This window comes from Streptomyces reniochalinae, assembly GCF_003323735.1.
Taxonomy (GTDB): domain Bacteria; phylum Actinomycetota; class Actinomycetes; order Streptomycetales; family Streptomycetaceae; genus Streptomyces; species Streptomyces reniochalinae.
Window position 1 is genome coordinate 52,034 of the sequence record NZ_QOIM01000023.1, and the last position, 17,325, is coordinate 69,358.

The following is a 17,325-nucleotide window of genomic DNA, read 5'->3' on the forward strand; positions in this document are numbered from 1 at the left end:
GAGGCGGCGCCCCTCCCGCCCCTTCCCCACCACGGGCCACCGAGGGACCACCGGAGTGTGCCGTATGAAACAAGCCACGTCGTCTCACAGTGGCGCACCGGCCCCGCACCGGCGGCTGCTGACCTGCACCGGGGCGGCAGCCCGCAGCGGAGTGGACCGCTCCGGTGTGCGGCGGCGCGCCACCGGTGAGACGATGGCGCGCCCAGCCAAGGACCGCGGGCTGCGCCAATCGCCCCACGGGGCGAACTGGTGGCTGGTTAGCATGGGGCAGCCTCTGACACCGACCGGAACGGGGCCGAAGCATCGCTATGGGTGAGGGGCGCTCTGTGCGCCCGAGACTGGAACGACTCGTGCGCGAACTGGCCAAGTTCGGCGCAGTCGGCGCGCTGGGCTTTCTGGTGAACGTCGCGATCTTCAACCTGTGCATCCACACGTTCCAGCTCGCCCCCATCCGCTCGGGCGTCGTCTCCCAGGTCGTGGCCATCGGCACCAACTACCTGGGCAACAGGTACTGGACCTACCGGCACATCGACAAGAACCAGATCCACCGCGAGACGGTGCTGTTCTTCTTCTTCAGCGGTATCGGTCTCGTCCTGGAGAACGGCATCCTCGCCCTCTCCCACTACGGCCTCGGCTACACCTCGCCGCTCGCGGACAACATCTCCAAGAACGTCGTCGGGCTCGCCATCGGCACCGTCTTCCGCTTCTGGGCCTACCGGACCTGGGTCTTCCGGGTCGGCGCCCAGCAGGCGAAGACCGGCTCCGAGACCGGGGAAGGCGCCGGGGAGGAGGCCGACGACGAGGAGCCCGCCGGAGCCGGGTCCGAGGCGGCGGACCGGCACAGGACCCCGGCGCAGAGCCGGGGCGGGTCCACGGCCGAAAGCGCCGAGAACGCCGAGAGCGGGGCCGGGGCCGCGGAGGCGGCGTCCGCCGCATCCGCCTCCTCCGGCGCTGTCCGGCTCACCCGCGCCAGGAGCGCCCCCGCGGCGCCCGGCTCACGCGACGTCCGGGGCGTCGAGGTCGGTGGCCTCGCGGCTGAGGAACAGCGCGAAGACCGGCGGAAGCTGCTGAAGTAGCTCCAGCCGTCCGCCGTCCGCCTCCGCGAGGTCCCGGGCGACAGCCAGGCCGAGTCCGGTGGAGTTGTGGCCGCTGACGGTGCGCTCGAACACCCGCGAGCCCAGCGCCTCGTCCACGCCCGGGCCCTCGTCCGTGACCTCCACCACCACCTGGTTGCCCGTGACGCGGGTACGCAGCGCCACGGTGCCGTCCCCGTGCATCAGCGAGTTCTCGATCAGCGTCGCCAGCACCTGCGCGACCGCGCCCGGGGTGCCGACCGCCCGCATCCCGGTCTTCCCCGAGTGCACGATGGCCCGCCCCGCGCTGCGGTAGGCGGGCTTCCACTCCTCGATCTGCTGTTTGACGACCTCGTCCAGATCGAAGCTGACGGCCGAGCCCGTACGCGGGTCGCGGGAGTTGGTCAGCAGCCGCTGCACCACGTCCGTGAGCCGTTCGACCTGGGCGAGCGCGATGGTGGCCTCCTCCTGGACGACGGCACGGTCCTCGGGGGTCGCGCCCTCGGAGGTGGCGATGATCTCCTCCAGCCGCATGGAGAGCGCCGTCAGCGGCGTCCGCAGCTGGTGGGAGGCGTCGGCGGCCAGCCGTCGTTCGGCGGTCAGCATCCGGCCGATCCGGTCCGCGCTGGCGTCCAGCACGTCGGCGACCCGGTCCAGCTCGGGCACCTGGTAGCGGCGGTGCCGCGGGCGCGGGTCACCCGAGCCGAGCCGCTCGGCCGTCTCGGCCAGGTCGGTCAACGGGGCCGCGAGCCGGTGGGCCTGCCGCACGGCGAGCGCGGCGGCGGCGATCACCGCGAGCAGCGCCACCGCCAGGATGATCAGCAGCGTGCGGCCGACCTCCGCACGGACCGCGGCCCGCGACGCCTGCACGGTCACGCGTTCCCCGTGCACGCCCGTCTGGCGCGACTCGACGACCTCGCCCTCGGGCCGGTCACCGACCTCGATGGCCTTGCGGTCGCCCGGCATGTCGACGCGGATGTAGCGGACGTAGCGGTCCTTGGACGCCGTGACGCCGATCGACGCCTTCGTCACCCGCTCCCCCGCGACCAGCCGGCTCTCCACCGTGGAGACCAGCCGGGACGCCTCGGCGCGCACGCTGTCCCGAGTGCTGCTCTCGATGGTGCGGGACTCGACGATGACGAGCGAGATGCCGAAGACCGCGACGACGACGAGGACGACGGCGAGCGTGGACATGATGAGCCGACGGCGCACGTGCTGGCTTCTTTCCTCACTCTTGCCGGGTGTTGTGAACTCTTACCGGGTGTTCCGGCTCTCCCGGGGGCTAGCTCTTCTCGAACCGGAAGCCGACGCCGCGCACGGTGGCGATGTAGCGGGGGTTCGCCGCGTCGTCGCCGAGCTTCTTGCGCAGCCAGGAGATGTGCATGTCGAGGGTCTTCGTCGACGACCACCAGGTGGTGTCCCACACCTCGCGCATCAGCTGGTCACGGGTGACGACCCGGCCCGCGTCCCGCACCAGCACCCGCAGCAGGTCGAACTCCTTGGCGGTGAGCTGGAGCTCCTCCTCGCCCATCCAGGCGCGGTGCGACTCGACGTCGATCCGCACCCCGTGTGTGGCCGGAGGCTGGGCCGGCTCGGCGGGCGTACCGCGGCGCAGCAACGCCCTGACCCGGGCCAGCAGCTCGGCGAGCCGGAACGGTTTGGTCACGTAGTCGTCCGCACCCGCGTCGAGGCCCACGACCGTGTCCACCTCGTCGGCGCGTGCGGTCAGGACGAGGACCGGGAAGGTGTGGCCCTCGTTGCGCAGCCTGCGGCACACCTCCAGGCCGTCCATCCCCGGAAGGCCCAGGTCCAGCACGACGAGATCGATGCCCTCGCGCAGCCCCGCGTCGAGCGCGGTGGGACCGTCCTCGCGCACCTCGACCTCGTATCCCTCCCTGCGCAGGGCGCGGGCCAGGGGCTCCGAGATCGATGCGTCATCCTCGGCGAGCAGTACACGGGTCATGCACCGATGGTAGTCCGCGTGGCCGAGCGTAAGGGGCACGCGGTGCGCTCCCCACGGCACCCTGTTGATCTCCAGGTGAAGTGAACACGTCACCATCGAATACCGCCTAAGGTTCCACGTTTCACCTGCGATCTACGTCACAAGCCCTTCCCTGCACCCCGAGACGGTGACTTATGGTGAGGAGAATTGTCGTGACCGACAGGGGCCCGTGTTCCCCCCGACACCCCGTGGCCCCGTAGCTGTGCGAGCTGCGGTTCCCGACCGCGGTCAACCCCCCCATCCCGGGCGCGCTGCCCCACCATCGTGGCCTGCGCGTCCCGACACCGAGGAATCCCCACATGGCGTCCAGTCTCACGAAGGACGCGGCCGGCAACACCGGCGGCAAGACCTTCTTCGGCCACCCACGAGGCCTGGCCACTCTGTTCATGACCGAAATGTGGGAGCGCTTCAGCTTCTACGGCATGCGTGCCCTGCTGGTGCTCTACCTCACGGCTGCCGCCTCCGAGGGCGGCATGGGCATGGCCGCGTCCACCGCTGTGGCGCTCTACTCCGTGTACAACGCCACGGTCTACCTGATGTCGATGCCGGGCGGCTGGCTCGGAGACCGGGTGTGGGGGCCGCGCAAGACGGTCGCCATCTCCGCGGGCGTCATCATGGTCGGGCACGCCCTGCTGGCCGTCGGCGTCAGCGCCCTCTTCTTCGTCGGCCTCGTCTTCATCGGTGTCGGCTCGGGGCTGCTGAAGGCCAACATCTCCACGATGGTCGGCCACCTCTACAAGGGCCCAGAGGACCCGCGCAGGGACGGCGGATTCACCGTCTTCTACATGGGCATCAACGTCGGCGGCTTCTCCGCGCCGCTGCTCATCGGCTGGGCCGGCGAGAAGGTCAGCTGGCACCTGGGCTTCGGCCTGGCCGCCGTCGGCATGGGCCTCGGCCTGATCCAGTTCCTGTACGGCAGCCGGCACCTGGCCGCCGAGTCCAGCGCGATCCCCAACCCGCTGACCGCACCGGAACGGGCCAAGGCCATCCGCAACCTGGTCCTCAGCGTCGTGGTGCTGGCAATCTTCTACGCCGTCATCGTCTTCGCCGACCTGTTCACCATCGACTGGGTCCTGTGGCCGGTCAGCATCCTCGGCCTGCTGCTGCCGACGTACCTCTTCACCCGGATGCGGCGCGACCGCGAGGTCACCGGCGAGGAGAAGTCGAAGCTCACCGCCTACATCTGGTTCTTCGTCGCGGCGGCCATCTTCTGGATGATCTTCGACCAGGCGGGCTCCACGCTGAACCTGTTCGCCGAGGAGAGCACCTCCAAGAGCCTGCTGGGCATCTCCTTCCCCACGAGCTGGTTCCAGTCGATCAACTCCCTGTGGGTGATGATCCTCGCGCCGGTCCTGGCCGCCCTCTGGGTCAAGCTGGGCCGCAGGAACCCGTCCACCACCACCAAGTTCTCCGTCGGCCTGATCGGCATCGGCGCCTCCTTCGGCCTGATGATGCTGGCCATGGGTGCCTCCTCCGGCGGCGTCCAGGTCAGCCCCATGTGGCTGATCATGGTCTACCTGATCCAGACCGTCGCCGAGCTGTGCCTGTCCCCCGTCGGCCTCTCCGTCACCACGAAGCTGGCCCCGGCCAAGTACGCCAGCCAGCTCATGGGCGTCTGGTTCCTGGCCGTCACCGCGGGTGACTGCGTCTTCGCGATCGTCAAGCTCATCGTCGGCGACGCGGCCAGCGGGACGACCGGCTTCGCCGTCCAGGGCGTCATCGCCGCGCTGGCGGGCGTCGCGTTCCTCGCCGCCCGCAACAAGATGCGGCCCCTGCTGGGCTCCGTGAAGTAGCCCGGCCCTGGCCCCGCCACCCGCGCCCTCCCGTCTCCTGGCGGGAGGGCGCGGTCGTGTGCGCGGTCGTGTGCGCCCGTCGTGTGCGCCCGTCGTGTGACGGGGCTGTTCGCCGTCCGCAGCCAGTACCACCGCCGGGCGTCGGCAGGGCCGCGGGCGGCTCAGCCGACGCCGCCCCGGCTCTCCCCCGGCTCGCCGGACTCGCCCGGCTCGGGAGCCCGCTCCTCCCCGGGGCGGGGCCGCTCCCCCCGGATGCGGGGCCGGGCTGCCATGTCCGGAGCGAACCAGGGCCTGCCGCGCTGTGATGAGCGCGCGGGGCGCGGAGCGTGCTCGGGCCCCGCACGCAGGCCCGCCCCGGCACGGAGACGGTCCCGCAGACGGGTCCCGGGGGCTCGACGCGTCGTCAGGGCACGCGTCGCGGCGGTCGGCGCGTCCGCCCCGCCGGGAGGGCCCGCGGCGGGCGGGCCCGCGTCGGTGGTCGGGCGCCTGTCGGGGGAGGGCTCACCGTCCGGGGACGCCCCCGCGTCCTCGGCAGATCGCCGGGTCCGGTCCACGCGCCCTGCTCGGCGGCGCCGCGTGCGGGACGGTGCGGCCGGTGTGGCCGGTGTGGCGGCCGGGTCGTCGGGTCCGCGTGGGCGGAGGTGGTCGACGATCAGCATGCCCAGCCGGAAGACCACCGCGGGCACGACGACGCACAGCAGCACCCAGAACAGGGTGACGCCCCACGGCCGCCCGACCTCCCAGGGCTGCTCGGTCAGGACGCGGCGGTCCAGCTTGGCGGCAACCGTGTACTTCCCGTGAGCGCCGGAGGCCAGCTCGACGGGCAACTCGATTCGCGCCTTCTCGCCCGGGTCGACAGTGCCGCGCCACTGCTGGCGCTCCCACTCCGGGGCCAGGATACCGTGCGAGGTGCCCACCTCGAAGAGCGGGTCCCTGGCACGGTCGGAGCCCAGGTTGCCGACCGTCAGCACGAGCGTCCGTTCCTGCGGGGCGCCGAACCAGTTGAGCAGCCCGCCTTCCCCCTCCAGCCGCGCCGCGAGAACGGCCAGCCGCCCGCCGGTACGCCGTTCCGGGAGCGGTTCGACGGGATGCCCCGCGACCTCGAAGGCCGCGTCCGCCGCCGCGTACTCGCCCGTCACCGTCGCCGCCCGTACGACGCACGGACACGGTTTCGGCGGTTCCGCGACGGGGAGCTCCTCGCTGAAGCGGCCACTGCCGTCGGTCGTGACGGCCTGCCCCTCCGCGTTGGCGCAGGCGTTCGTGCCGCCGATCGCGTTCTGGCCGCACAGCAGGAGCGTGAGCAGGGTGTCGGGCCGCCAGCCGCTCCCCCGCACCGTGACGGTCGCCCCGGCGCCGGCCTCGTCCCTGGAGAGGGCGATCTCCGGCTCGTCCTTGTCGGCGGTCGCGTCCCCGGAAGAGGCCGTGACGTGAGCCGGGGCCTTGGCTCGGACCTGGGTCTTGGCCTGGGTCTGGGTCTGGGCCTGGACTGCTGGGGCAGGCGTGAGGGAGGGGAGGGCGAGGCACGCCAGGACCGCCGCCAGAAGTGCGGCTCTCTTGGCGCGGGTCGGCGTGCCGTTGCGGATGCCGGTCGTCCTCACGTCACCGCTCCCGTCAACTCGTGCTGCCCACCGCTGCCTTCACCCTCGGAACCGCCCCCGCGCACCCCGCCGGCTCCCCTCTGCGGAGTCCCGCCCCCCTGTGCTGTGGTGGTCACCGCCCGTCCGGGACCGTTCCCGCGCCGCCTGCCACGCAGGTACCAGCCCACGCCCCCCGCCACGGCCACCAGCAGCACTCCGCCGCCCCAGCCCCACGGAACGGCGGTGTAGGAGGCCGTGGACTGATCGCGGGCACCGCCGCCCGCCGTGACGGTGAGCCGCACGTGCGCCAGGTCGGCAACGGGCGGGTCCGACCACCGTTCGTGCCGGGTGACCCGCTGTCCCGGCAGCAGTTCGAGAGGCAGCCGACGCGCCCCCCGGTGCGTCAACTGCCCGAACAGTCCGTCGGCGCGGAACGCCAGACGCGGGCGCAACGCGGTGCTCCCGCGGTTGACCAGCGTGTAGGTGATCCCCGCCGCACCGTCGGCCCGCTCGTGGACGGAGACGTCCTCCACACTCAGCGCGGCCAGGGAAGGGCCGCTCACCCGCAGGTGCAGGCGGACCCCCGCGCTGCGCTCGCCGTCGCTGACGACGACAGCGGCGGGATGGTCCCCGGGCACGGCACTGTCGGGCACGGTCACGCGCAACGGGACTTCCGCCCGGGTGCGCGGCGGCACCTCGACGGTCTCCTGCGCGAGGTCGAGCCACTTCCCCGCTCCCTCGCCGCGCCCCTCGCCGCGTACGGCGGAGCCGCCGTCACGGGTGTTGTACGCGTCGGCGGCGCGCAGCCGGAAAGTGCGCGGCTCGCCGCTCTCGTTGGTCAGCGCGAGCGTGTCCTTCAGTACGGTGCCTGGCGGCCCCTCCAGGTAGAAGAACGGCCTGGCCTCGTCGGTGGCCGCGCCCTCGGGCGGCACCGGAGAAGCGGACCAGGACGGACCGTCGGCCGCCGGCGCGGCCACGGCCGCCCCGCCTCCGAGCAGACAACTCACGGCCAGCACGAGCCCCGACCCCGCCCGCACCCCCCACACGAGCGGACTTCCGCGTGAGCGGCCACGCGCCACACCCCCACCGCGCCCGCAGAACTCGGCCCCCGCCGGACCCTCGGCGCTCTCCCGCGGCACAGCACGCTCCACCCTCCCCCGACCCTCGCTCCAGCCGATCCACCCCGCCCTCCGCCCCGACCCGGCCCTCTTCCCCGTCCGGCCACGCCCGTCCTCCGAGACCTCACCGGACGACCGCGCTCCGGCACCCACAGGCACCTCGCGGGCGGATCCCGTCAGCGACCCGGTACCCGTCCCCCCGACGGTCCCGTGCCATACGCGGTCACGGACGCGGTCACGCACACGGACAGGCAGACGCAGACGGTCACTTACACGGAGACGAACGCGGTCACGCACACGCACACGGGCACGGGCACGAAAACGGTCACCGACACGGGCACGGGCAGGTCCACGGCCACGGCCGATGGCGGCGGCGTCGCCGGCTCGCCCGCCGGGGACCGGGGCGGACGACTCGCGGACGGACAGCACCGGGGCGACGGACTCCGGGGTGCACGGCTCCGGACCGCACGGCACCGGGCCGACCGGCCCCTCCCGTGCGGGGTCGACACGGCCCCGCACGGTCAGTGCCGAACCGCGGCCTTGCGCCGCGTGATCCACAGCGTGCCACCGATGCCGGCGAGCAGGACGGTGCCGCCGAGGGTGCCCAGGGCGACGGCGGAGTCGGCGGGTCCGGTCTTGGGCAGTTCTCCGCCACCGGAGGCGGACTGGCTGCCGCCGCTCGCCGCGCCGCCGGTCGCCGCGTCGCCCCCGCCGGAGGCCGCGCCGCCGGATGCGTCACCGCCACCCGAACCACCGTCGGAACCGCCGTCGGAGCCGCCACCCGAGGCGGTCACGTCCAGGGTGAGGGAGGGCTTGGGGTTGTTCTTGGGTTCGCAGGTGGTGGTGGTGCCCAGCGCCTTGATGGTGAGGGTTCCGGCGGTGAAGGTGACCTTCCCGCTCTTCTTGGGCGTGTAGGTGCCGGAGAGGTCGGGGATCTTGATTGGCGAGTTGGCGGGGATGGCCTTGTCGTTGGGCGGGCCCTTCACCGCGACGTCTCCGGTCTCGGCACCGCCCAGCTTGATCTTGGCGCTGGGGTTCATCGCCCCCTTGCCGAGCTCGACGGGGCTGGAGGAGACGCCCTTCTCGAACGACATGGTGAGCTTGTAACCGCTGCCGCTCTTGGCCGACTTGATGTCGATGGGCGAGACGGCGCCCTTGTTTCCGATGGGCGTCTTGCACTGGTAGTCGACGTCCACGGTGGTGGCGCTCGCGGCCGGTGCGCTCAGCAGTACGGCTGATCCGGCCAGGAGGGTGGCCACAGCCGTGGCGGCGGCTGTTCGGGCGGGGCGTTGCTTGCTGTGGGACACGGGGGTTCCCCCTTCATCCGGACTCGCAAGTTACTGACGACACATCAGATTTGGCGCCGACAGTAACCCCGCCCCCTTGACGATGGAAGAGCGTCGGCACGGGCGGGGCGAAAAGCGGACCGGGCGCACGGCGGCCGCGGCAGCCGGGGAAAGCGCGGAGGGCCCGGTGGCCGCCGTGGCCACCGGGCCCTCCGCGCGCGAGAACGCGGACGGCCCGCCCCAAGGGGCGGGCCGAGGGTTCCGGCCGGTCAGTTGGGAGCTGCCAGCTCCGCCCACACCGTCTTGCCCGGCCCCTCCGAGTTGCGCACCACGCCCCAGTCGAGGCACAGCCGCTGGACGATGAACATGCCGTGGCCGCCGGGGCGCCCCGCGCGGTGCGGGGTCCGCGGCGAGGGGGCCCCGCTGCCGAGGTCGACGATCTCCAGCCGCAGCACCTTCGCGGTGGCGCCGACCCGCAGTTCCTCGGGGCCGCTGGCGTGCAGGCAGGCGTTGGTGACCAGCTCGGAGACGACCAGCAGGACGTCCTCGGCGGCGGCGCGCTGATCGGCTGTGGCGGCGGGGAGCCAACCCCAGTCCTGGAGCGCCTGACGGGTGAAGTCCCGCGCCCTGGGTACGGCGCCGCTGGCGCCGACGAGCCGCAGCCTGCGTACCTGCCGCATCGGCCGCCCTGCCTGGCGTGTGGCCCCTGCGGCGGCCGAGCCCGCACTCTCCGCAGCGGTCTCCATGGCGCCACTCCCCCCTTCGGGTTCGGGTGCGGACGTGGAAGCAGCCGCGGAATCAGAAGTTCCGGATGTCGGCCCACGCCCAGTATCCGTTCCGGCCCGCACCTGCGCGTCGGCGCCCCCCGCCTGACCGGGCCCCGGCCGAGCGGCGCCCGGCCAGGAAGAGCCCGGCTGTGCGGCACCCCTCCCCCCGGAGTCCGGCCCCGCCGGATCCGGCTCCGCGCTCCCGGCCGCGCGGCATCCGGGGGCCGCGGTCGCCGGTGGGCCCTCGGGCTCCGGACCGCGGTCGCCCGCCGGTTGCGGCCGGGTGGTGCTCATCAGTGGTTCACCTCACCGATCACCGGTTACCGATTCGCCGTACTCCACACACCACACACCGCACACGGCGGGCTGACGCGCTGTACACGAATGTCTGACAGATTCCTGGAACTCCTGCCCGGACGCACCGCGAGAACACTTACGGATTCGGCCGGACCTGTGTGATGCGTGTAACGCCGTGGTCACGCATCGGGCTGCTGTGACGCGCCCGAGGGACGCCGCAGGGCCGAGGCGAGGTCGTCGTGCACGGTGAAGACCGCGTTGGCCCCCGTGATCTCGAACACCCGCGCCACCACGGGAAGCATCCCCGCCAGGTGGACGGCGCCGCCCTCGGCCTCCGCCTTCAGCCGGGCTCCGAGCAGCACGTTCAGCCCGGTCGAGTCGCAGAACTCCAGCCGGGAGCAGTCCACGACCAGGCGGCTGTACCCCTCGTCGACACTCCGCTCCAGCGGCTCGCGCAAGAGCTCCGCGGTGTGGTGATCGAGCTCACCCTCCGGGGTCACCACGGCACTGCCTTCCTCGTGCCGTAGGTCGACCGTCAGCCGGCCCTGGCTCGTGCTGCCAGGCATCCCGCGGTCCATGCACACCCCTTCTGATCGTGTGAGGGCCTTCACTGCTTCCCCCGTCAAGCGGTTCGAACCCTACGCCTTCGACCGCTCTACCGGTACCCGAACATTGGACAGAACACACCAAAACCAGACACAACGAACTTGCTCTGGCTGTGGGGAAACAGGTAGGTCTAGTAGGGATACCGAACCGACGTCGGCCCTGGAGGCGCCGCACCCCGTAGTGCACGTCACGGCTTCGGCAGCCATATGCCGAGAAAACCATGGAGGACAGCCATGTCACCCCGGCTCGACAACGGGATATCCGACCCCGCTGATATGCAGGTCGCGACAGCTCCCGCCGTTCCGGAGCAGCACAGCCCGGACCGGCTGCCGGATACCCACCCCCTGCCTACCGACGCCCTCACAGGCGACCAGGCGAGCCCGGAAGCAATCGCCGAGGCGGTCGAAGCCGACCTCTTCGAGCAGTTCCAGCTCCCTGAGATCCCACCCTATGACGAGGTCGGTCCGCTGGACGCGCGGGCCCTGTCCAAGACGCTCTTCCGGCGTCTGGAGACCCTCGAAGAGGGCACTCACGAATACGCGTACGTACGCAACACGCTGGTCGAACTCAACCTCGCCCTGGTGAAGTTCGCGGCCTCCAGGTTCCGCTCCCGCAGCGAGCCCATGGAGGACATCGTCCAGGTCGGCACCATCGGCCTCATCAAGGCGATCGACCGCTTCGAACTCGACCGCGGCGTGGAGTTCCCCACCTTCGCCATGCCGACCATCGTCGGCGAGATCAAGCGCTTCTTCCGCGACACGTCCTGGTCGGTACGCGTACCCCGCCGCCTCCAGGAGCTCCGGCTCGACCTGGCCAAGGCGGGCGACGAACTCGCCCAGAAGCTGGACCGGGCACCGACGGTCGAGGAGCTGGCCCAGCGGCTCAACATCTCCACCGAGGACGTCGTCGAGGGCATGGCGGCGAGCAACGCCTACACCGCCAGCTCGCTGGACGCGCAGCCCGAGGAGGACGACACCGAGGGCGCTCTGGCCGACCGCATCGGCTACGAGGACCACGGCCTCGAAGGCATCGAGTACGTCGAGTCACTCAAGCCGCTGATCGCCGAGCTCCCGGCCCGCGACCGCAAGATCCTCTCGCTGCGGTTCGTGGCGAACATGACCCAGTCGGAGATCGGTGAGGAACTCGGCATCTCGCAGATGCACGTCTCCCGTCTCCTCTCCCGCACCCTGGGCAAGCTCCGCAAGGGGCTGATGATCGAGGAGTGACGCGGGGCGCCCCACGCGGCGACGCGTGTGCGGCTCACTCCGTGTGCCGAGGGCCCGGCCGGACGGTGACCACACCAGTCCGGCCGGGCCCTCGGCCGTGCCGGGGCAGCACGGAGTCACTCCGTGCGCAGCGCGCTGTCCAGGATGCGTTCGAGCGTCGTCAGGTCCGCCTGCGAGAGGCCGCGCAGAGCGGGGGGCGGTGTGTCGGAGACCCGTGCCATCACAGCCGCGGCCCGTGCCCCCTGCTCGGTGACCTCGACCAGCTTGGACCGCCGGTCGGCCGGGTTCGGCTCGCGCGTGACGTGGCCGCGCTGCACCAGGTACTCGACCGTGAGCGTGGTGTGCGGCGCGTCCGCGAACAGGCCCGCCGCCAGCGCGCTCAGCGTCAGTGGACCCTCGGTGGCGATGTGGCGGAGCGCCTTGGCCCGGAAGTAGCTCATGCCCAACTCCTCGGTCACCCGCGTGCGGACGTCGGCCACTTCGAGCACGAGAGTGCGCAGGTCGCGCCAGACGCGCACGGCGGACGGCCCGGCGCCGGGGCCGGCCACCGGGCCGGACGGCGGGTCGGCCACCGGGCCGGACGGCGGGCCGCCCTGCGGCGCGGCCACCGGGCCGGCCTCCGGTGAGGTGGTCGGTCCGGGCGGTGGGGGGCGGTGGTTGAGCCGGTCGCCGGAGGGTGTCGCGGTCATGTCGCTGTGCCCTTTCCGCCCGTTCGGGTCGAGTGGGGTGCCGGGCGGGGGGCGGGGGCCGGCGGGGCTCCCGTCGGTTCCTCCAGCAGGTGGGCGGCGCGCCGTGCCGTCCCGCGGGCCCAGCGGCCCGTGGTCGCCGCGCCGAGGGCGAAGACCGCCACACCGCAGCCCGTGATGATCCACCAGGCGGTGCGCTGTGCGTCCTGGAACCCGGCCGCGTCCCGCAGGCCGCCGCCCGCTCCACCACCCGCCGTCGCACCGGCCATCACGGCACCGATCACGGCGACCCCCAGGGAGGAGCCGACCTGGCGGCTCGTCGAGGCGACCGCCGCCGCCACCCCCGCCTGGGCCCGCGGCATACCGGAGACAGCGGAGTTGGTGATGGGCGCGTTGACCAGGCCGAAGCCCACGCCGAAGAGGACGAAGCCCGCGAAGAGCACCCCGAGCGGCAGGTCGGCGGAGGCGGTCCGGGCGAGCAGCACCCCGCAGGCCGCCAGGCCCACCCCCGCCGCGAGCAGCGGCACTCTGGGACCCCGGTTGCCCACCAGGCGGCCGGAGAGCGGCGCGAACAGGAGCGTCATGACGGCCATCGGCAGCAGGCACAGGCCGGCATGCAGCGCGCTCATGCCGCGTACTTCCTGCAAGTACAGGGAGGTCAGGAACAGGAAGCCGCCCAGCGCGGCGAACGCGCACACCGCGGTGGCCGTGGCCCCGGCGAACGGGACACTGCGGAAGAAGCGCGGGTCGATCAGGGGTTCACTGCGGCGCGCCTCGTAAAGCGGCAGCGCCACCAGGGCGAGGAGGGCGACGGCGGCGCAGCCCAGCACCAGTGGGGAGAGCAGCCCCCGGTGCGGGCTCTCGATGATGCCGAAGGTCAGTCCGGCCAGCAGGACGACCATGAGTGCCTGCCCGCCCGGATCCGCCCTGCGGGCCCGCGGGGCGCGGGACTCGGGGATGTACCGCGTCGTCAGCAGCATGGCGGCCAGCCCCACCGGGACGTTGACCCAGAAGATCGCCTGCCATCCGCTCACCTGGACGAGCAGTCCGCCCAGCAGGGGGCCCGCCGCCATGCTGATGCCGACGACGCCGCCCCACACGCCTATCGCGCGGGCGCGTTCGCGCGGCTCGGTGAAGGTGTTGGTGATGATCGACATCGCGACGGGGTTGAGCATCGAACCGCCCACCGCCTGCAACGCTCTGGCCGCCACCAGCCACCCGAGCCCCGGCGCGAGACTGCACAGCAGCGAGCCCAGTACGAACAGCGCGAGTCCCCAGCGGAAGACCCGGCGGCGGCCGAGTCTGTCCGCCGTCGAGCCGGCGAGCATCAGCAGACCCGCGAGCACGAGGGTGTAGGCGTCCACCACCCACTGAAGCCCGGAGACGGACGCGTCCAGATCCGCTCTGATGTCGGGGAGCGCCACGTTGAGCGCCGTCGTGTCGACGCTGACGATCAGCAGCGACATGCAGCAGATCGCCAGGACGAGATACCGGCGGCGCGAGGCGAGTTCGGCGTCCGTCCCCGAGCCGGTGTGCGGCCGCGCGCCCGCGCCTGTGTCCGCGTCCGTCAAGTGACCCCCCTGTGTTGCTTGTACGGCTACAACGATTGTGACTCTACAACCAGTCGCCGACAACGCCCCGGGGGCCAGGACGGGATGTGCCGCGGCCTGCGGTTTCCTACCGTCGGTGGGACGACGAGGACGGCTCGGACCGACCGGGGGCGACACGTGCACACCTGCCGGAGGGACCACACGGAAACCAGCGGCGCCGGGGAAGCGGCCGCCTGCCGCCGTGCGCTCTTCGCCCGGACCTTCCGCGCGGCCTACGGCGTCGCCCCGCAGGACTTCCGCGCCGGTGCGCTCCGGGTCTCCTGAGCGGGGTCAGGAGACCCGAAGACCCGGGGAACCGTGGGCCGGTGCGGCTGGGGCTTTCCCTGCGGAGCGTGCTCCGGTCAGGGGGTGCCACTGGCCGTGGCGTGCGGTCCGCGGGTGGGTTGTGGCTTGGCGCGCAGTTCCCCGCGCCCCTTTCAGGGCGCCTAGGGAGTGTCTTCAAAGTAGCGGCGTCCGCCCGGAGGGCGGGCCTGGCGGTGTCTGGTGCGTGCGCTCGCAAGGCGGAGGAGGGAGCCCCTGCGTGGGGGCACCTCCCGGGGCGAGCGAAGCCGAGCCCTGGGGGAAGCGGCGACCGACGACAACGCCGCGAGCGTGCGTGCCAGACACCGCCAGGCAGGCGGGACTTTGAAGACACGACCTAGGCGACGCGGATTCCTCGGCGCCAGACCTCGGACACCAGCGGTACGCCCGGCCGGTAGGAGAGGTGGACGTGGGAGGGGGCGTCCAAGAGGGCCACGTCCGCCCGGCAGCCCGGCGTGAGGCGGCCGACGTCCGTGCGCCGCAGCGCCCGCGCGCCGCCGGCCGTCGCCGCCCAGAGGGCCTCGTCGGGCGTCATGTTCATCTCCCGTACGGCGATGGCGAGACAGAACGGCATCGACGAGGTGTACGAGGAACCCGGGTTGCAGTCGGTCGACAGGGCCACCGTGACGCCCGCGTCGAGGAGGCGGCGGGCGTCCGGGTAGACCGCGCGGGTGGAGAACTCGCAGCCGGGCAGCAGCGTGGCGACGGTGCCGCTGTGGGCGAGCGCGTCGACGTCCTCGTCCGTGAGGTGGGTGCAGTGGTCCGCCGAGGCGGCGTCCAGTTCGACGGCGAGCCGGATGCCGGGCCCGTAGGAGAGCTGGTTGGCGTGCACGCGCGGGATGAGACCCGCTTCCCTGCCCGCGGTGAGGATGGTGCGGCACTGGTCCTCGTCGAAGGCGCCCTCCTCGCAGAACACGTCCACCCAACGGGCGTGCGGGGCGCACTCGCGGAGCATCGGGCCGGCCACCAGCGCGGTGTAGGCGTCCGCGTCGTGTGCGTACTCGGGCGGTACGACGTGGGCCCCGAGGTAGGTGACCTCGTCCACGCCCGAGAGGGCCGCCACCCGCAGGGCGCGGGCCTCGTGCTCGGGGCTGAGCCCGTAGCCGGACTTCGTCTCCACCGTGGTCGTGCCCTGGGCGTACATCTCCCGCAGATGCGCGTCCAGGGTCGCCGCCAGCGCCTCGTCGCTCGCCTCGCGGGTCGCCTGGACGGTGGTGCGGATGCCGCCCGCCGTGTAGGGGCGGCCCGACATGCGGGCGTTGAACTCCTGGGTGCGGTCGCCCGCGTAGAGGAGGTGGGAGTGGCTGTCGACGAAACCGGGAACGGCGGCCCTGCCGCCCGCGTCGTGGGCCGTGTCGGCGGGCGGGGCCTTCTCGGTGGGGCCCACCCACGCGACCTGGTCGCCCTCGACGACGAGGGCGGCGTTCTCGATGATGCCGAGGGGGCTCCCGTCGCCCTGGGCGGGGTCGTTGGTGACCAGAGCGGCGATGTTGGTCAGGGCGGTTGTCTGGGGCATGGGGTTCCTTGGCGGTGCTGCGGTGTCGGGGCGGGGGCCCGGACCGGGCACCCGCCTGACGGGTGGTCAGGGGCGGAGGGCGCCGATCGCCTCGGTCAGCGCGTGGGGGACGGAGTCCACCAGCGTGTGGGCGCCGTCGCGCACCACGTGGCGGCCTGCCACCACGGTGTGCCGGACGTCGGCGGCGGTGGCGGCGAACACGGCCGTCTCCTCGGCGAGGCGGGCGACGGGGCCCGCGGTGCGTACGGAGTCGAGGGCGACGGTGGTGAAGTCGGCGAGGGCGCCGGTCTCCAGCCGGCTCGCCTCGGGCCAGCCGAGTGCCGCCTGTCCGCCTTCGGTGGCGGCGCGCAGCAGCTGCCCCGCGGTCCAGTGGCCGCGGGTGCGGCTGGCGAGCCGCTCGTCGAGCTCCAGGGCGCGGGCTTCCTCGAACATGTCGATGACGGCGTGGCTGTCGCTGCCCAGCGACAGTGCGGCTCCCGCGCGGTCGAGCGCGGGGGCCGGGCCGATGCCGTCGGCGAGGTCGCGTTCGGTGGTGGGGCACATGCACACGCCCGTGCCCGTGCGGCCCACCTGGCGGATGTCGTCGTCCGTCAGGTGGGTGGCGTGGACGGCGACGGTGCGCGGCGTGAGGACGCCGTGCTCGGCGAGCAGGGCGGTCGGCGTCATGCCGTGCACGCTCTCGCACGCCTCGTTCTCTGCGGTCTGTTCGGACAGGTGGACGTGCAGGGGGGCGCCGCGTTCCTCGGCCCACTGCGCGACGGTGCCCAGCTCCCGTGCGGGCACCGCGCGCACGGAGTGCACGGCGGCGCCCACCCGCGCGTGTGCGCCCTCGGGCCTGAAGGCCGTGGCGCGCTCGGCCCAGGTCTCGGCGCTGCCGTCGCTGAAGCGCAGCTGCTGCCGGTTCGGCGGCTCGCCGCGGCCCTTGGGGCCGATGCCGGAGGAGAGGTAGGCGGTGTCCAGCAGGGTGATGCGGATGCCGGCGTCGGCGGCGGCGGCCACCAGCGCGTGGCTCATCGCGTTGGGGTCGTCGTAGCGTGCGCCGCCGGGCGCGTGGTGCAGGTAGTGGAATTCACCCACGCAGGTGATGCCCGCCAGCGCCATCTCGGCGTACACCGCGCGGGCCAGCGTGTAGTAGGTGTCGGGGGTGAGCCGGGAGGCGGTCTGGTACATGGCGTCCCGCCAGGTCCAGAAGGTGCCCGAGCCGACCTGGACGGTGGAGCGCAGGGCCCGGTGGAACGCGTGCGAGTGCGCGTTCGCCAGGCCCGGCAGGGTGAGCCCGCGCAGCACGGCGGCGCCGGTCGGTGGCGCCTCGACGTCCCTGCGGACGGCGCCGAGCCGCCCCTGTGCGGTCACCTCCAGGGCGACGTGCGGCTCGACGGTGCCGTTGAGCCAGGCGAGCTCGCACCAGTAGACCTTCTCGGCAGGCGCCGCGCCGGTGTCCGGTGCGGCGCCGTCGCCCGTCGGGTTG

General features: G+C 72.8%; 14 protein-coding genes. 3 read left to right on the forward strand and 11 right to left on the reverse strand.

The window, feature by feature from the left end; all coding sequences use genetic code 11:
• Window positions 1-326: 326 nt before the first annotated feature.
• The gene (locus tag DQ392_RS04675; protein ID WP_245981182.1) at window positions 327-1,076 is read left to right on the forward strand and encodes a GtrA family protein; all 750 of its coding nucleotides are present in this window, start codon (window positions 327-329) and stop codon (window positions 1,074-1,076) included.
• On the opposite strand, the gene DQ392_RS04680 is transcribed toward DQ392_RS04675, so the two are convergent.
• Together DQ392_RS04680 and DQ392_RS04685 are read right to left on the reverse strand one after the other, a co-directional pair.
• Window positions 996-2,285 carry an ATP-binding protein gene (locus DQ392_RS04680; protein WP_114014192.1) on the reverse strand — a complete coding sequence of 430 codons (1,290 nt, stop codon included), beginning with the start codon at window positions 2,283-2,285 and terminating at the stop codon, window positions 996-998. The two genes, DQ392_RS04675 and DQ392_RS04680, sit on opposite strands and share 81 nt — an antisense overlap.
• Before the next feature lie 70 nt (window positions 2,286-2,355).
• Window positions 2,356-3,036: a response regulator transcription factor gene (locus DQ392_RS04685; RefSeq protein WP_181856276.1), complete on the reverse strand. Its 681-nt coding sequence runs from the start codon at window positions 3,034-3,036 to the stop codon at window positions 2,356-2,358.
• A gap of 338 nt (window positions 3,037-3,374) precedes the next feature.
• Between DQ392_RS04685 and DQ392_RS04690 the strand changes: the two genes are divergently transcribed.
• Window positions 3,375-4,868, forward strand: coding sequence for a peptide MFS transporter (locus DQ392_RS04690; protein WP_114014193.1), 1,494 nt, complete (start codon window positions 3,375-3,377; stop codon window positions 4,866-4,868).
• A 161-nt stretch (window positions 4,869-5,029) separates the two neighbouring features.
• On the opposite strand, the gene DQ392_RS04695 is transcribed toward DQ392_RS04690, so the two are convergent.
• From DQ392_RS04695 to DQ392_RS04715, 5 genes are all read right to left on the reverse strand, one after another.
• Entirely contained in the window at window positions 5,030-6,466 is a 1,437-nt protein-coding gene (locus DQ392_RS04695; RefSeq protein WP_245981183.1) for a neocarzinostatin apoprotein domain-containing protein, read from the reverse strand.
• The gene (locus tag DQ392_RS04700; RefSeq protein ID WP_181856277.1) at window positions 6,463-7,422 is read right to left on the reverse strand and encodes a COG1470 family protein; all 960 of its coding nucleotides are present in this window, start codon (window positions 7,420-7,422) and stop codon (window positions 6,463-6,465) included. The genes DQ392_RS04695 and DQ392_RS04700 overlap by 4 nt, the downstream gene beginning before the upstream one ends.
• Window positions 7,423-8,084: 662 nt before the next feature.
• Window positions 8,085-8,870 (reverse strand): LPXTG cell wall anchor domain-containing protein, encoded by a 786-nt coding sequence (locus DQ392_RS04705; RefSeq protein ID WP_114014194.1) that lies wholly within the window; start codon window positions 8,868-8,870, stop codon window positions 8,085-8,087.
• A 248-nt stretch (window positions 8,871-9,118) separates the two neighbouring features.
• Window positions 9,119-9,595 (reverse strand): ATP-binding protein, encoded by a 477-nt coding sequence (locus DQ392_RS04710; protein ID WP_114014195.1) that lies wholly within the window; start codon window positions 9,593-9,595, stop codon window positions 9,119-9,121.
• 497 nt (window positions 9,596-10,092) lie between these two features.
• Complete coding sequence (locus tag DQ392_RS04715; protein WP_114014196.1) at window positions 10,093-10,491, reverse strand: STAS domain-containing protein; 399 nt, start codon at window positions 10,489-10,491, stop codon at window positions 10,093-10,095.
• Between the two features lie 261 nt (window positions 10,492-10,752).
• Here DQ392_RS04715 and DQ392_RS04720 point away from each other — a divergent pair, with 261 nt between their 5' ends.
• On the forward strand, window positions 10,753-11,745 hold the full coding sequence (locus tag DQ392_RS04720; RefSeq protein WP_114014197.1) for an RNA polymerase sigma factor SigF: 993 nt from the start codon (window positions 10,753-10,755) through the stop codon (window positions 11,743-11,745).
• Window positions 11,746-11,861: 116 nt separating this feature from the next.
• Here the strand turns inward: DQ392_RS04720 and DQ392_RS04725 are convergent, their stop codons facing one another.
• From DQ392_RS04725 to DQ392_RS04740, 4 genes are all read right to left on the reverse strand, one after another.
• A complete protein-coding gene (locus DQ392_RS04725) occupies window positions 11,862-12,434 on the reverse strand; it encodes a MarR family winged helix-turn-helix transcriptional regulator (protein ID WP_114014198.1) in 573 nt (190 codons plus the stop codon).
• Window positions 12,431-13,897, reverse strand: a complete 1,467-nt coding sequence (locus tag DQ392_RS04730; protein ID WP_114014318.1) for an MFS transporter — start codon at window positions 13,895-13,897, stop codon at window positions 12,431-12,433. The genes DQ392_RS04725 and DQ392_RS04730 overlap by 4 nt, the downstream gene beginning before the upstream one ends.
• A gap of 781 nt (window positions 13,898-14,678) precedes the next feature.
• The gene (gene hutI, locus DQ392_RS04735; protein WP_114014199.1) at window positions 14,679-15,857 is read right to left on the reverse strand and encodes an imidazolonepropionase; all 1,179 of its coding nucleotides are present in this window, start codon (window positions 15,855-15,857) and stop codon (window positions 14,679-14,681) included.
• Between the two features lie 66 nt (window positions 15,858-15,923).
• Window positions 15,924-17,216 carry a formimidoylglutamate deiminase gene (locus DQ392_RS04740; RefSeq protein WP_245981194.1) on the reverse strand — a complete coding sequence of 431 codons (1,293 nt, stop codon included), beginning with the start codon at window positions 17,214-17,216 and terminating at the stop codon, window positions 15,924-15,926.
• Between the last annotated feature and the right edge of the window lie 109 nt (window positions 17,217-17,325).

Bases quoted from the DNA above. Each gene is read 5' to 3' on its own strand.
- DQ392_RS04710 (WP_114014195.1), bottom strand. From the start codon at position 9,595: ATGGAGACCGCTGCGGAGAGTGCGGGCTCGGCCGCCGCAGGGGCCACA.
- DQ392_RS04720 (WP_114014197.1), top strand. From the start codon at position 10,753: ATGTCACCCCGGCTCGACAACGGGATATCCGACCCCGCTGATATGCAG.
- DQ392_RS04685 (WP_181856276.1), bottom strand. From the start codon at position 3,036: ATGACCCGTGTACTGCTCGCCGAGGATGACGCATCGATCTCGGAGCCC.
- DQ392_RS04725 (WP_114014198.1), bottom strand. From the start codon at position 12,434: ATGACCGCGACACCCTCCGGCGACCGGCTCAACCACCGCCCCCCACCG.
- hutI (WP_114014199.1), bottom strand. From the start codon at position 15,857: ATGCCCCAGACAACCGCCCTGACCAACATCGCCGCTCTGGTCACCAAC.
- DQ392_RS04690 (WP_114014193.1), top strand. From the start codon at position 3,375: ATGGCGTCCAGTCTCACGAAGGACGCGGCCGGCAACACCGGCGGCAAG.
- DQ392_RS04715 (WP_114014196.1), bottom strand. From the start codon at position 10,491: ATGGACCGCGGGATGCCTGGCAGCACGAGCCAGGGCCGGCTGACGGTC.
- DQ392_RS04730 (WP_114014318.1), bottom strand. From the start codon at position 13,897: ATGTCGCTGCTGATCGTCAGCGTCGACACGACGGCGCTCAACGTGGCG.